The following is a 12,092-nucleotide window of genomic DNA, read 5'->3' as shown; positions in this document are numbered from 1 at the left end:
GAAAACCTTGTGTTGCTGGCTTGAAAAATGGGTTTATAGGCATGAAGAACGGTGCCCGGACAACACTTTTGCAGATCAATTTCCGTGGAAAGAAATGGGGGTTGCGACGGGCCTATTTTTTACAGCGGAAACAGACTTCAAGGCCAGCTCATCTCTATGAACGACTATAACGTCGTAATCTTTGCGGGGCCGAAAAGGGGCGAGGGAAACATAAATGCCTTTCGGGCATTTATGTTTTGCTTGCAACTATCCTGATCAGACAGGTTAAAATGCCATGTGTTTACACAAGCATTAACGGAAAAACAGTGCAATCAGGATAATGATTGGAATTGGTACGCCTAAAAAGAATAGTAATAATGAGCGCATTTTAACACCTCTCGCATAATTAAGAATTATAAATCACGTTGACGACCACCGAAGGTGGCACACAGGCTGGCTACGAAAGCACCTGCCAGCAGAGAAATGAATGTCCAAAGCATCAGATAGCTCGTAGTTTTACGTGCGGTATCAGCAGCTTGCTGCGCTTTCTCCTTCGTTTCTTTTAACTTAGCCTGGGCTTTGTCATAGGTGCTCTGTACCCGCTGTTCAGCCTCTTGCTGACTGATACCCGTTTTTTGAGCAATCAGCCCGGCGACATACTGACGGTCTTCCTGGGGTAAGGCGCCGGTGGTAATGCTGTTGACAAATATACCGGTCACTTCGCCTAACTGTGCAGGAGAAACAGATTGATGAGATGCAGATGGCATTGCAGGAGCAGTTGGCGAAGCGGGATCGGCAGCGTTGTTTGCGGGTGTGGCAGGATTGTTCGCCCTGAACATCGAATTAATGAAATAATTCATCGACGATCCATGTACTGCGGACGTCCCGTCCGCCAAACTCGCGGCACCAGCCGCGGTAGTCGCCGCTGCCCCCCCGGCAACGGTACCCACGATTTTAGTTCCCCCTCCAACGATGGAACTCACCGTGCTCGTTAACAGCGCAGCAGATATCAGCGCCGCCACAGCCCAGGTCAAAAACCCATGTGCAGTATCGCGGAAGTAAATTTCATCGCTGTGTGTATCGACCCATTTCGTGCGCAGTCGTCCGGATAAATAGCCTCCCATACCCGACGCAACAATTTGGGTAAAGGTCAACCAGGCTATGGCAGCGATACCCACCGTATCTGCGTCAAGCCCGTGACGTTCCCATGGCGAAACGGACGTAAGACCTAAACCGGCACCCAGCATAAGCAAAATCAAAGAGAGGGATGCCGCTGCTGCCGCGCCGGCAAAGATGGCACCCCATGATACAGCGCTGCTGCTCGCGGTGGGCAGGGGCAACCGAGTATCGGGAGACGTGTTGTTAACTGTAGAGTGTTCGTGAATGTGAGTCATAGCTGTTTTCCTTTGATTAATCTTTGCATTCGTAACCGGTAACTGATTGAAGAAACAGGAAACATAATCACCTTCAACATTAAGGCTCTTCAGGAGCCGGATGATGCCATTTATTAAAATAAAGGCGGTAAAACTTAGAAAATTAAAAAACCCATATCACAATGGAAATTTATTTCATGTACTAAGGATGATAGATTATTTTTTGCTAAATGGATTTTTTACTTTAAAATTTTATTACCATTTGAGATGGCGGATTTTTAGTGAATCCTGGAACCAGGCGCGGCAGAGTTAATGGCAACAGAATTACGCGATGTCGGTACTGCAGTCTGAGCCCCCGACGTGACCGGAGACATGCAAATACTCTTCCGACGCCAACAGAACATCCAGGGGCACAATCTCCACGGCCTGCTCCGGTCCTACCAGTGCAGAACATAACTAACTTGTTGCACCGCAAGCTTGACTGCTGGTTGACTCTAACGATAGCCGCTGTGTGATGAGCAAAGAGAGGCGATACAGCTTATCCCACGCAACTTATTGATCTGCTCGGATTCGCTCAGGTGGGGGGGAATCCAGTAAAATATAAAACAGTGACTTTCTCTCCGATGTTCAACATGCGTCGACTTATGCGCCACCAATAACGGACTTCCGCTGTTCTCTCAAAGCTGCCCTGAGCGTTTCCTACAGCAGCTGAGTGCCATTAGCAGCCATTCTGACGTGAAAAGCTGGATAACATTGTGGAAAGGATTTGTCTTCCCTATTCATCTAAAGAAATGGCATTCTTATACTGTAAAAATTTCCATAAAGTAAGTGAATCAGTAGCAACTCCAGCTTTGAAGTTGAATTCTAGAATCCGGATTTTATAACGGGCAGGTATTGCGTTTTCATGCTTCACGCCCACTTGATTTTTTTACAAAGTATCGCGGGCGGATTTTTGAAGAATACTACTTAGCGAAAAGGGAAGAAATTATGTGCGTAGTCTGCGCACAATTTGAGGTCGAATTAGCGGAGTTTAAGGGCGAACAAGATCACATCCATATCCTGATAAACTCCCCCCCGAAAGAGGTGATCAGCAAACTGGTTAATAGCTGAAAGGAGTTAGTAGCCGCAAGATGAAATTGCATTTCTCCGAACTACATAACCCAGCGTGGACATCAGACGCGCTTTAGTCGCCGTCATATTTTTCTGGTAGCGTGGGCGGTGCGCCCCTTGAGGTGTTAAAGCGGTTTATTGAGTAACAGAATCGCCCTCATTAGCCCGCTTCCGCGGGACTTGCTCTGTCTCCCTTTTCTAAAAGTAAGGTACTTTGCGCAAAAAGAATGGTTAAGAGGAGGAGAAATATCGGATCATATGCGTTCCGCATATGCAAATGGAAGGCCTCAGGGAGGGTCAGCATAAATAAAAAATGCGGCTGCAAAGCGGCTATCCTATTTTTTAATAGTAATGCACATACCGTTCCGGTCCTGCTGTTGCAACAGCAAAAAGTGCGGTGGCCGCTTAATATTCGCGCGCTTTTCCATTACCGCTCCATAATTCTTTTGACTATAAACGGAGCCCGGCGATGAAAAATCCAACCCTGTTACAGGCATTTCACTGGTATTACCCCGAAGGAGGCCAGCTCTGGCCTAAGCTGGCCGAACGGGCAGCGCATATGAGCGAATCTGGTATCAATATGATCTGGCTGCCACCGGCGTATAAAGGCGCTTCAGGCGGCAGTTCAGTCGGCTATGACACTTACGATCTGTTTGACTTGGGTGAGTTTGATCAGAAAGGCAGCATTGCCACTAAATATGGTGACAAAGCGCAACTGCATACGGCGATTGAAGCGCTCCATCAGCATCAGATTGCGGTACTGATGGATGTGGTAGTTAACCACAAAATGGGCGCGGATGAGAGAGAACGCATTCTGGTAAACCGGGTCGACGAGCAGGACCGCTCACAAATCCACGAAGAGGTGGTGGAGTGTGATGCCTGGACGCGCTACACCTTTCCGGTTCGCGCCGGAAAGTATTCAAAGTTTATCTGGGACTATAAGTGCTTTAGCGGCGTGGATCACATCGAAAATCCCGATGAAGACGGCGTGTTCAAGATTGTGAACGACTATACCGGTGAGGGCTGGAACGACCAGGTTGATAATGAGCTGGGTAATTTTGATTATCTGATGGGGTCCAATATCGATTTCCGCAACCGCTCTGCGACGGAAGAGATCAAGTACTGGGCGCGCTGGATGATGGAAACCACCCAATGCGACGGATTCCGCCTGGACGCGGTTAAACATATTCCGGCTTGGTTCTACAAAGAGTGGATTGACCATGTACAGGAGGTGTCTGAAAAGCAGCTGTTTATCGTGGCGGAGTACTGGTCGTTTGAACTGGATAAACTGCAACAGTATATCAATCAGGTTGAAGGCAAAACGTTGCTCTTCGATGCGCCACTGCATATGAAGTTTCACGAAGCCTCTAAACAGGGCAGCAGCTACGACATGAGCCAGATTTTCTCCGGCACGCTGGTAGAAGCCGATCCGTTCCACGCAGTCACTATCGTTGCCAACCACGATACTCAGCCGCTGCAGGCGCTTGAAGCGCCGGTTGAAGCCTGGTTTAAGCCGCTCGCCTATGCGCTGATTTTACTGCGCGAAAACGGTGTGCCGTGCGTGTTTTATCCGGATCTCTATGGTGCCAGCTATGAGGACATCGGCAGCGATGGTGAAAAGCATAAGGTTGAGATGCCGGTGATTGATAAGCTCGATCGTCTGATGATTGCGCGCCAGCGTTTTGCACACGGGGTGCAGACGTTGTGGTTTGATCATCCCAACTGCATCGCGTTCAGCCGCAGCGGCACTGAAGATGAGACAGGCTGCGTTGTGATCATGTCTAACGGCGATTATGGAGAGAAAACGCTAATGCTGGGAGAAAATTACGCTGGCAAAAACTGGCGCGATTTCCTTGGTAATCGCGACGAGACGATCACCACCAACGAACAGGGTGAAGCAGTATTCACCTGCAGCGGCGGCAGCGTCAGCGTCTGGGTCATTGATTGATATCCATGCGGGCGACGCCTCTGGCAGCCCGCGTGTTGTACTCTGTAGTAACAGTTTTTCTGATGAGAGAGCGCAGATAATAATGAAAGAGACCACGCTGCTGGTATTTGACGTTAACGAAACGCTGCTCGACTTGACTTATCTGGATGATTTATCTATAGGCACGTTCGAAAATACGCAGATGAACTGGCGGTTGCCGTATTGAAATGGTGTCAACCGTCCGCAGTACAGCGATCATTTCAACAAAGATAATGCGCGTCCAGGAGGAGAGGGCGAAGCTACCAGCTCATCTTGATGCGCTACCCTCGCTGGAAAAAAATTCGTGCTGCAAGTGTGGAGGCGCACCGGCGAATGCGGGACTTGTTTGACGTAGTCCGCGGCGTGCGAGCGGAATCCTGCCGCAGAGAGCTCAGCGTCACGCGTGCGCGCGGGGTAAAAATGGGGGGCCAGAGCAGTGTCAGGCGCTGTGTATACTCCGCGGGGTTCATGACCCGGTCCCCTTGGTACGTTAACAGGGTGGCGTGTGAGTGCTTTATGTAAGTCGCGCATGAAAATCCCCCCCACTTAAATGCACTGGTTTGATGTACAGCGTTAATGAGAGGGTTTTATCTGGCAAGCGAAGCCGGGCGGGCAGGTTCGTGTATAAATTTATAAGGCTGAGGCGGCGGCAGAAAAATACCTCAGGTGGTCTTCTTCAGCGGCAACTATGATGACATCGGGTCACTGGCCGCAAGGAGGCGCCTTCTGATTGTACATCTGTTGCCCGGCGTTCCGCTGCGGGTTTTCATTCTGATGCCCTCTTCAGCAACCAAGCAAGCTTGTGGCGGACGATGCCATGCCACAAGTTTGTGTCGGGCACAGCCGAATGTGTAATCCCCCTTCATTTTTGCGCCGGAGTAAGTGTATGAATAAACCCAGGAGGAATATTGAAAAAATTTTTCAGTCAGCTGAGTCTTTCCAAGTAACTGGCAGGCTCTCTCCGGAGACGTGTCCTGAACCCGATCATGCTGAAATCTTCGAGGTTATCGGTCAGGCCATCAGAGCGCTGCTCGTGTCCGAACCTGAAGAGGTAAAATCCATACAGAATCTTACCGGTACACTGTGGTGGATGAGCGTCAGCGTGCGTGAGCTGAGAAAGAAAAAACCCTGTCTGGCCGCCATCAGCCTGATTGCTGCCGCTTGCACTGAGCCTTAAGAGTCCTGCGGGTTCAGTGCCCTTCTGAACAACTGGTGCTGAATTACCCCGCCGTCTGGAGCAGGCCTTATATCAATTGTTGTGGCTGCTTGTAATAACCGGCAGGCCGCAATCAGGTCCTGAAGCGGACTAAACGTCCTCGCCCTCACGCGAATAATCCACAACAATCTCCAGCGCTCCGGGCACAGGACGCTGAGTCTGACCACGCCAGAGGTGTTTTCCAGCTGTGTTATCAGGATGAGTATCAAGTCCTTACGTAATATGTGTCCGCCTGGGTATTGAGCGCTCAAACACCGCGCTTATAACTACTGACTCAGCGGCCAGTTGGTGAAGTGCGCTGACATTTTTCTTCGGTTTTTTTCTGCTGCATAACCCATCATCCGGGACAGACATAGTTAAAAGCGCCGACGACGACAGGGCTATCTGCAGACTCCGTTCTGCCTTCGCGCGAGTCGGGTGCCCGGGCGCAACGCATTTACTTCCTCCAGCGCCAGCCACAGGGCCTCATCCTGTCGGGATGGGTCTCCGCGCGGCCATCTCCACCAGCCTGGCGGCAACCGTCGCGCCGGACACCGACGCACTCTCACAGAGCAGATCGAGGACGGCCTCGCCGATAACGTAGTCCATGAGTTCTTCAGTTTTGTTTCTGTACATACCTCTCCCTGGGTGCCAGTAAAGGGACTTCTCCTGTACCTGCCTCCGCTTACGCGGCCGGCTGAGGTTACATCCAGATATATTCAGGATGAGATATCCACGCCGGAGAAAGCATTGCTGTGAGCTGGTTCCCTGAGTCAGAGAGCATCTTCCCGGCCGAACAGCAGGCCAATCAGCGTGCGGCAGAGCTGCTCTTCTTCTGAACTGTCAGCAAGCTCCAGGCGGCGTATGAGCTTTGCGCAGATGGCCGGCCTGTTAAGGGCGGTGCCGTTGCGAAGGATTTCCATCACAATCTGCCCCAGCATTTCCTGTTGCGAGGGGAGCTGTGAATCGGCAAAATAACGGGCAATGTTTTCCGCCGTATCAGGTTTCATGCTGTTCTGGCGCATAGTATTTTCTCTCAAAAAGAGTAGTTAAAATGTCATCGGGTGATGATGTGCGAAAAGTTATACAAAAACTAAAAACCTGTACAGTAATTTCTTTATTGGGAAATTGATTTATTTTTGCAAAAAAGGCTAATGATTAATAATCATGAGGATATGAGAGAGACGTTGCGGGGGTTGTTGAGAAAGCGTAGCCATCTTCTCTGACTGTTTCTCCGGCTGGCACGCGCACAGCGCGCCCGATGTGAGGCCTGTTTTTCATCGTCGTGATGAGGTACAGCGAATCTTCCTTTTCGGAAAAATGTCAACATCAGGATTGACCGTATATGCACATGGTGTTTACGGCAGCAGATAAATCTACCAAGAAGAGGGAAAATGAAATTTTGATATAATATTGCCGGCTTGATGGTCCTGAATCAGCATATTAGTGTGTAAGAAAAAGATGCGCTCAGTGCCAGCTGTTCAGGCAGTAAATACTCAAAAGCGTTAAAGGTTTGCCGCGGCATTTTGTCAGCCGGCCTGCCACTCGCTTTCAATATCATCCCTGGTTTTAGAAAGAATGACCTTGTTATCATCCACTTCCTTTACCCAGCTGAACGGAATGATGTGGTGCTGACCGCCCGCTTCCGGATCGCTTTTAGCCAGCTTGATTTTGTCATCACCCTCAAAGTGGTCAACAATACCCACGTGCTCACCGTTAACGTCCACTACCTGCGCATGGTCCAGAACTTCTGCTTTATTAACCATAATCAATCCTCCATAACGTATGCCATATGATGGATTTTCCCAGCCATAATGCTGGGTGCACCATTAAAATGTGGGTTATAAATCTTCAGAGTGTCAATAAATTCACACAATGAAACATCTGCCTCATCGCTGCATACGGCGCATACCCGTACCTGCGCTCAAGTAACGCACGCCTGCAATGCGCTCTGCTGGCTGGCGCTCCTGGCTCAGTTTCACCGTAATTTGACAACCGTTCTACAAAAGCCATGATCATGACTCTCAGTGGATAAGATGCAGATTTAGGGGAGACAAACCGTAGAATTATTCCCGTACACGTCCCGATTTTTTTTCCGATCTTCATCTGTGAACGGTGTCTTTACTTATTCCATATATATCCGGCAGCGGAAGCCAGTGCGTAACCCGGTACTGCCTGAATACAGCGTTGCCCGGCATGAGTATATGGGTGAAATTAGCAAAGGCCGCATCGTACTTTCCGCTCCCCACGCCCTCATCCGTACAAATTGCCACAACCTGTCCGTCTGCGGGTTTTTCCGCCGCGTAATCTATCCAGTCCATGTTTTCTCCGTTTGGCTGACTCACACTATGGACCCCGCTTACGTATCCCGCAAACTACCCGTCGCATTTCAGATAAAAGGAACAGGACAGTCTGGTTCGGACTGATTGTACGGAGTGGGCGGACGAATGAGCGTGCAGAGGAAATTTTTAACCATATTAAAATACGAAGCTAATCTGGCTGCTATGCTCTGATCACGGTGAATCCCTCTATGCGACGGGGCGAGGCTACGTAAGTACAGCAGGAATACACGCGCGATTCAGGTGGTAGCCTTTCTGGATCACCGGGAGGCACCCGGCACCGTAACTGTTTATGAAAAATGAATTTGTGTTGTGGAGGAGAGTCATGCTCTGGATGGAACAGGGGCTTTATCTCAGGGTGGAAGAGCTGGCAGGCGGTCCGCGGCCGCTGCCGCTGCTTAGCGGGTTCAGCCTCAATACGGCCTACCGGGCACTGGGCTGCTTTAACCCGTCAGAAACGTCGGATGCCTACTTCATTCTTTCCAACGACCGCGACGAGGTCTGGTTTATCTGTAACCGGCATCTGCGGACCGAGTTTATACGCATGGACTGCACGGCATTCCGGTTGCCGCTCTCTTTTCACGACGAACGCTCCGTGACCAGTAACCTGCCGGTGCTCTCCCTCAGGCTCAGCGATTAAACAGCATCCGGAGCAGCGCCGTCAGGTGTGCCGCCCCGTCCTCATCGACGGTCCCGTCGAGGCGCGCAATCAGCTTCAGGCACACGGCGGTGCGCGTCAGCCGCTGTTCCTGCCGCAGGAGCTCAACGGTAATGCGCCCCAGCAGCTCAATCTGGCAGGGGTGGGTGACCAGGCTGAAGTAGCCGGTCAGCCCGGCGTCTTTTTCCGGCGGTAGTCCGTCCTGTCGCATGAAATACCCGTGCGTGGTGAATGAGGTCGGGCGCAAAATAACCGATGCACAGGCGCGTGTACAGCAGTAATGCGCCGGGGCTCAGAAGTTTAAACAGTACCGCCCTTATTGCAGGCAGTTCAGCGGTAAAAATTAACGCTCCGGTTATCAGGGAGGCACAGTGAACAGAAAAATAACGGCGGACGACAGCATGCCCATTACCCTGCCCGACGCAAGCTTCAGTCAGGTACTGAATCCGAAAGACATCAACCGTGCCGACACCCGCGCATTTCTTGCCCGCGACGTGGAGCATTTTACGTTACACGGGTTTGTGACTCCGTTCGGCTACACCCTCTGGCAGAACAGAACAGAACAGAACAGAACAGAACAGAACAGAACAGAACGCCAGTACTGGCTGGTCACGCAGGAGCCTTAGCCGAAGACCGTGTATGCGGTGAGGCTGGAAGAAACTGAAAACTTCACCTCGCCGGAGCGCGCCGCATACAGGTCATGGTGTGGCGTACCCGCCAGCCGCAGCATGAGGGGGCGGTGCACGGCCTGGCGCAACGGTTCTTCTGTCATTTTCTGCATCGCTGGTCGATCATCATTACCGACAGCGCGCAGACCAATGCAGCAAAGGTGATGTGGGAGGGGATGGTTGCCTGGGCGCTGCGCGATCCGGAGCACTACGTGTACGTGTGGGACGGCACAGGCGAGTCGGGCTGCCTGCACCCTGTGCGCAGCTGGCTGGCGTTCAGCGCACAAAGCCTGCGCATATCGCTGAATGGCAAGCCGGGAGGCTCATCCTGCCCGCATTTCAGATTCAGCCGTCGTGCCACACGTGTCCGCCGTCGTATTTGCGGAAAAAAAATGTTCTGAAGGCGGGCAGTATTGTGTAAACGTGCCACACTTTACCTGTCCTGAAATTCAGGACATCTTTTAACTGAGTTAGACATCATGACAACAGCAACACGCGGTGGCGCCGGAAACTTAGCGGCCTACCCGGCACGCGCTTCTGAAGCGGGAAGCAAAGGCGCCGCCGCCAGCGGCGGCAATTTCAAACACTACCCCGATCGCGCGCGAGGCCGGCCTTAAGGGGGGACTTATCAGCCGCCGGGGCCCTAAACCTGAAGTTTAATTAAGCCAAACAGACGCGCGGCGGCGGTAAAATTTCATCCCGGCACGCTAAACCAGGAAATATATACTACCTGATTATCTTCTTTCTTGGTGTAAAATAATCACCACAATATATCTCATAATTTCCTCTCCCATTACGCACTTTTCAGCCAATGCCTCTCGGGCTGAAATAATCGATATTTAAAAATCGTGTTAAATCCTCGTCTGAGGTTAAACCTAATATCACCCTGACTCTTGAAGATGAAAACTATTTCAGAGTATGCATAACGATTACTCAGTGTTTTCTTAGGGTTACCCATGATGACCTGTCGGACATCAGAATTTTAAGTGTTTTTATCTTTCCGCTGCGGAGGTCATTTCTTCCTGACGAGATAATGCACTGAGAATAACTGTACGGAACCGGGTTTCAGCTCATTAAAACACCACACTGAAATAACGTAATAAGGATGAGGGAGAGCTGAACATGCCTGAAAATTATCATAATGAAAACCGGATGATTATTGGCGAAGCTGCGGTTCATCTGGCGATTAATAATGCGGATATTACCGTTGACCCGCTTATCCGGGAGCTGGCTGATATGGTTGCCGCTGAAGAAGATCCTGCGTGCTGCGTGCAGAGTAAGAGGGGCAAAGCGCTGGCGCAGCGGGTTTAAGTCATTACCGGGCAACCGGGACGAGCTGAGGTGGGTCACCGGAGGGGGCAGGGGATCAACGCACTGAATGACTCTCCGTCTGTCCGGATCACACACCGGGCAGGTTTCTTTCCTGAGCCATCCCCCCGGCTGACCAAAATAATCTGCTTGTTGTACAACCCTTTCATCACCTCACTCATCATTCGCACGCTGATACTCAACTAAGTTACTGTTTAGTAACGCATAGCACTTTTTGCACAAAAAAATAAGCTGTACATCAACTCAACAGCTGTACAAGTTTGATTTGGTTGTATAACTTTACGGTCAGACAGGGCCGACTACATTTTAACCATCAAGAGGTTAACCATGCGTCAGAACGTTACGAAATTCCCGGACACCGCCAGTGACATTGCACATTACTTCAGCAAGGCATCGGCACCGACCCAGCAGGAAACGCTGGGGCAGATTGTGGTGGAAATCCTGCGTGCGGGCAAGAACCTTAACCGTAAGGCCATCTGTACCAAGTTACTGCGCCGGCTTGAAGTGGCATCGAGCCTTGAAGAAGAGCGTCATTACCAGACGTTAATCGGCCTGCTGTTTGAGCGCTGAGTTACCCCGTTGTAAAGAAGCGATGCCCGCAGCATGCATTCAGGACCGCCCGGAATGACCGTCCTGCCACGCTGCGGGGGCATGAACCGGGAGATGCGGATTTGAAGAAAACAGATTTAACACGCCTCGCCGACATTGTACTGGGTGAGGCTGTGGTTGCTCTGCTCAGCAGCGTTGACAGCATCAGTGCAGACAGCGTTGCGCGACAGCTCCGAAGCATGGACGCCAGTGAGAGGGTCCCGGAAAGGCGTGAAGCCATCGCCATGGCACTGGGCGAGGTGCAGACGGAATTTGAACAGTCCCGGGAAAGCCGTAACGCGGCCGGGCTGGCATTTGGTGTTCTGACGGGCACGGGCCGCGGCAGTAAGAAATAATCTGGAGGATAAATTTCCGTATATAGCGGAGAGTGGCAGGATGCCCGCAGGATGCGGCTACCGTAGGGTGGCCGTTTTTATTTCAGGCAGCAGCCAGCCTGGCCACTTTTGCCCGCAGGGCCTGACGGATAACACCATGAAGCTTAACGAACAGCACACCACGATCGAAGCAGACATCATTCAGCACTTTCGCAGCGGCGGCGACGCACTGGCCGCCGAGACCGCCGTGCTGGACGCCGTTATCCGCGACATCGTCATTCACGGCAAAAAAGTGACGAGCAAAGCGATTATTCTTTACCTGATTGCCGAGCTTGAAAGCACCTCTGACGTGGTCGAGCTTGACGTACTGCGCAGCGCGCTGGAAATCGTTGTTGGCAAAACGCCCGACGACGAAGGCTTCTGATGTTACTTCTGCTGCGCCGCGTGCGCGGCGTTCAGCGCAGCCGGGGAGTCAAATCCCCCCTGCGAGGCCCACACGGAGCAGCTGACGGCGGCGGCGAGGGTTACGGCAATCCAGACTTTCACAGGCAT

17 protein-coding genes and 1 pseudogene are annotated in these 12,092 nt (G+C 51.4%); 11 read left to right on the top strand and 7 right to left on the bottom strand.

Annotated elements, in window-relative coordinates; genetic code table 11:
• Positions 1 to 392: 392 nt before the first annotated feature.
• A complete protein-coding gene (locus tag PAT9B_RS24710; RefSeq protein ID WP_013512030.1) occupies positions 393 to 1,373 on the bottom strand; it encodes a hypothetical protein in 981 nt (326 codons plus the stop codon).
• A gap of 883 nt (positions 1,374 to 2,256) precedes the next feature.
• Between PAT9B_RS24710 and tnpA the strand changes: the two are divergent.
• The 4 genes and pseudogenes from tnpA to PAT9B_RS24690 all read left to right on the top strand — a co-directional run bounded on the left by tnpA (position 2,257) and on the right by PAT9B_RS24690 (position 5,605).
• Positions 2,257 to 2,608: pseudogene (gene tnpA, locus PAT9B_RS24700) on the top strand (IS200/IS605 family transposase).
• Between the two features lie 323 nt (positions 2,609 to 2,931).
• The gene (amyA, locus tag PAT9B_RS24695; protein ID WP_013512027.1) at positions 2,932 to 4,410 is read left to right on the top strand and encodes an alpha-amylase; all 1,479 of its coding nucleotides are present in this window, start codon (positions 2,932 to 2,934) and stop codon (positions 4,408 to 4,410) included.
• Between the two features lie 82 nt (positions 4,411 to 4,492).
• Positions 4,493 to 4,615 carry a hypothetical protein gene (locus tag PAT9B_RS31410; RefSeq protein ID WP_013512026.1) on the top strand — a complete coding sequence of 41 codons (123 nt, stop codon included), beginning with the start codon at positions 4,493 to 4,495 and terminating at the stop codon, positions 4,613 to 4,615.
• Between the two features lie 699 nt (positions 4,616 to 5,314).
• On the top strand, positions 5,315 to 5,605 hold the full coding sequence (locus PAT9B_RS24690) for a hypothetical protein (RefSeq protein WP_013512025.1): 291 nt from the start codon (positions 5,315 to 5,317) through the stop codon (positions 5,603 to 5,605).
• A gap of 504 nt (positions 5,606 to 6,109) precedes the next feature.
• Here PAT9B_RS24690 and PAT9B_RS31010 read toward each other — a convergent pair.
• From PAT9B_RS31010 to PAT9B_RS24675, 4 genes are all read right to left on the bottom strand, one after another.
• Complete coding sequence (locus tag PAT9B_RS31010) at positions 6,110 to 6,259, bottom strand: hypothetical protein (protein ID WP_013512024.1); 150 nt, start codon at positions 6,257 to 6,259, stop codon at positions 6,110 to 6,112.
• A gap of 137 nt (positions 6,260 to 6,396) precedes the next feature.
• A complete protein-coding gene (gene ycgZ, locus PAT9B_RS24685; protein WP_013512023.1) occupies positions 6,397 to 6,648 on the bottom strand; it encodes a regulatory protein YcgZ in 252 nt (83 codons plus the stop codon).
• A 504-nt stretch (positions 6,649 to 7,152) separates the two neighbouring features.
• Positions 7,153 to 7,389 (bottom strand): DUF2171 domain-containing protein, encoded by a 237-nt coding sequence (locus PAT9B_RS24680; protein ID WP_013512022.1) that lies wholly within the window; start codon positions 7,387 to 7,389, stop codon positions 7,153 to 7,155.
• 336 nt (positions 7,390 to 7,725) lie between these two features.
• Positions 7,726 to 7,944, bottom strand: coding sequence for a phage protein (locus PAT9B_RS24675; RefSeq protein WP_013512021.1), 219 nt, complete (start codon positions 7,942 to 7,944; stop codon positions 7,726 to 7,728).
• A gap of 343 nt (positions 7,945 to 8,287) precedes the next feature.
• On the opposite strand from PAT9B_RS24675, the gene PAT9B_RS24670 reads away from it, so the two are divergent.
• Positions 8,288 to 8,602, top strand: coding sequence for a hypothetical protein (locus PAT9B_RS24670; RefSeq protein ID WP_013512020.1), 315 nt, complete (start codon positions 8,288 to 8,290; stop codon positions 8,600 to 8,602).
• On the opposite strand, the gene PAT9B_RS24665 is transcribed toward PAT9B_RS24670, so the two are convergent.
• The gene (locus PAT9B_RS24665; RefSeq protein WP_013512019.1) at positions 8,592 to 8,831 is read right to left on the bottom strand and encodes a hypothetical protein; all 240 of its coding nucleotides are present in this window, start codon (positions 8,829 to 8,831) and stop codon (positions 8,592 to 8,594) included. The two genes, PAT9B_RS24670 and PAT9B_RS24665, sit on opposite strands and share 11 nt — an antisense overlap.
• A gap of 160 nt (positions 8,832 to 8,991) precedes the next feature.
• Between PAT9B_RS24665 and PAT9B_RS29470 the strand changes: the two genes are divergently transcribed.
• The 6 genes from PAT9B_RS29470 to PAT9B_RS24640 all read left to right on the top strand — a co-directional run bounded on the left by PAT9B_RS29470 (position 8,992) and on the right by PAT9B_RS24640 (position 11,964).
• Positions 8,992 to 9,246: a hypothetical protein gene (locus tag PAT9B_RS29470; RefSeq protein ID WP_049792234.1), complete on the top strand. Its 255-nt coding sequence runs from the start codon at positions 8,992 to 8,994 to the stop codon at positions 9,244 to 9,246.
• A 74-nt stretch (positions 9,247 to 9,320) separates the two neighbouring features.
• Positions 9,321 to 9,689 (top strand): hypothetical protein, encoded by a 369-nt coding sequence (locus tag PAT9B_RS29465; protein ID WP_049792233.1) that lies wholly within the window; start codon positions 9,321 to 9,323, stop codon positions 9,687 to 9,689.
• Positions 9,690 to 10,410: 721 nt separating this feature from the next.
• Positions 10,411 to 10,599 carry a hypothetical protein gene (locus tag PAT9B_RS24655; RefSeq protein WP_013512017.1) on the top strand — a complete coding sequence of 63 codons (189 nt, stop codon included), beginning with the start codon at positions 10,411 to 10,413 and terminating at the stop codon, positions 10,597 to 10,599.
• A gap of 345 nt (positions 10,600 to 10,944) precedes the next feature.
• Positions 10,945 to 11,187 carry a regulatory protein YcgZ gene (ycgZ, locus tag PAT9B_RS24650; protein ID WP_013512016.1) on the top strand — a complete coding sequence of 81 codons (243 nt, stop codon included), beginning with the start codon at positions 10,945 to 10,947 and terminating at the stop codon, positions 11,185 to 11,187.
• Positions 11,188 to 11,288: 101 nt separating this feature from the next.
• The gene (locus PAT9B_RS24645) at positions 11,289 to 11,561 is read left to right on the top strand and encodes a hypothetical protein (protein WP_013512015.1); all 273 of its coding nucleotides are present in this window, start codon (positions 11,289 to 11,291) and stop codon (positions 11,559 to 11,561) included.
• A 136-nt stretch (positions 11,562 to 11,697) separates the two neighbouring features.
• A complete protein-coding gene (locus PAT9B_RS24640) occupies positions 11,698 to 11,964 on the top strand; it encodes a biofilm development regulator YmgB/AriR family protein (RefSeq protein WP_041526208.1) in 267 nt (88 codons plus the stop codon).
• A 2-nt stretch (positions 11,965 to 11,966) separates the two neighbouring features.
• Here PAT9B_RS24640 and PAT9B_RS31405 read toward each other — a convergent pair whose 3' ends face one another.
• Complete coding sequence (locus PAT9B_RS31405) at positions 11,967 to 12,092, bottom strand: hypothetical protein (protein ID WP_255360077.1); 126 nt, start codon at positions 12,090 to 12,092, stop codon at positions 11,967 to 11,969.

This window comes from Pantoea sp. At-9b (genome assembly GCF_000175935.2).
In the GTDB taxonomy this organism is placed as follows: domain Bacteria; phylum Pseudomonadota; class Gammaproteobacteria; order Enterobacterales; family Enterobacteriaceae; genus Pantoea.
This window is presented reverse-complemented; position numbering and strand designations above follow the sequence as displayed.

What these genes read in the sequence shown, in the direction of transcription:
- PAT9B_RS24710 (WP_013512030.1), bottom strand. Translation starts at nt 1,373, where the DNA reads ATGACTCACATTCACGAACACTCTACAGTTAACAACACGTCTCCCGAT.
- amyA (WP_013512027.1), top strand. Translation starts at nt 2,932, where the DNA reads ATGAAAAATCCAACCCTGTTACAGGCATTTCACTGGTATTACCCCGAA.
- PAT9B_RS31410 (WP_013512026.1), top strand. Translation starts at nt 4,493, where the DNA reads ATGAAAGAGACCACGCTGCTGGTATTTGACGTTAACGAAACGCTGCTC.
- PAT9B_RS24690 (WP_013512025.1), top strand. Translation starts at nt 5,315, where the DNA reads ATGAATAAACCCAGGAGGAATATTGAAAAAATTTTTCAGTCAGCTGAG.
- PAT9B_RS31010 (WP_013512024.1), bottom strand. Translation starts at nt 6,259, where the DNA reads ATGTACAGAAACAAAACTGAAGAACTCATGGACTACGTTATCGGCGAG.
- ycgZ (WP_013512023.1), bottom strand. Translation starts at nt 6,648, where the DNA reads ATGCGCCAGAACAGCATGAAACCTGATACGGCGGAAAACATTGCCCGT.
- PAT9B_RS24680 (WP_013512022.1), bottom strand. Translation starts at nt 7,389, where the DNA reads ATGGTTAATAAAGCAGAAGTTCTGGACCATGCGCAGGTAGTGGACGTT.
- PAT9B_RS24675 (WP_013512021.1), bottom strand. Translation starts at nt 7,944, where the DNA reads ATGGACTGGATAGATTACGCGGCGGAAAAACCCGCAGACGGACAGGTT.
- PAT9B_RS24670 (WP_013512020.1), top strand. Translation starts at nt 8,288, where the DNA reads ATGCTCTGGATGGAACAGGGGCTTTATCTCAGGGTGGAAGAGCTGGCA.
- PAT9B_RS24665 (WP_013512019.1), bottom strand. Translation starts at nt 8,831, where the DNA reads ATGCGACAGGACGGACTACCGCCGGAAAAAGACGCCGGGCTGACCGGC.
- PAT9B_RS29465 (WP_049792233.1), top strand. Translation starts at nt 9,321, where the DNA reads ATGGTGTGGCGTACCCGCCAGCCGCAGCATGAGGGGGCGGTGCACGGC.
- PAT9B_RS24655 (WP_013512017.1), top strand. Translation starts at nt 10,411, where the DNA reads ATGCCTGAAAATTATCATAATGAAAACCGGATGATTATTGGCGAAGCT.
- ycgZ (WP_013512016.1), top strand. Translation starts at nt 10,945, where the DNA reads ATGCGTCAGAACGTTACGAAATTCCCGGACACCGCCAGTGACATTGCA.
- PAT9B_RS24640 (WP_041526208.1), top strand. Translation starts at nt 11,698, where the DNA reads ATGAAGCTTAACGAACAGCACACCACGATCGAAGCAGACATCATTCAG.
- PAT9B_RS31405 (WP_255360077.1), bottom strand. Translation starts at nt 12,092, where the DNA reads ATGCCTGTGAAAGTCTGGATTGCCGTAACCCTCGCCGCCGCCGTCAGC.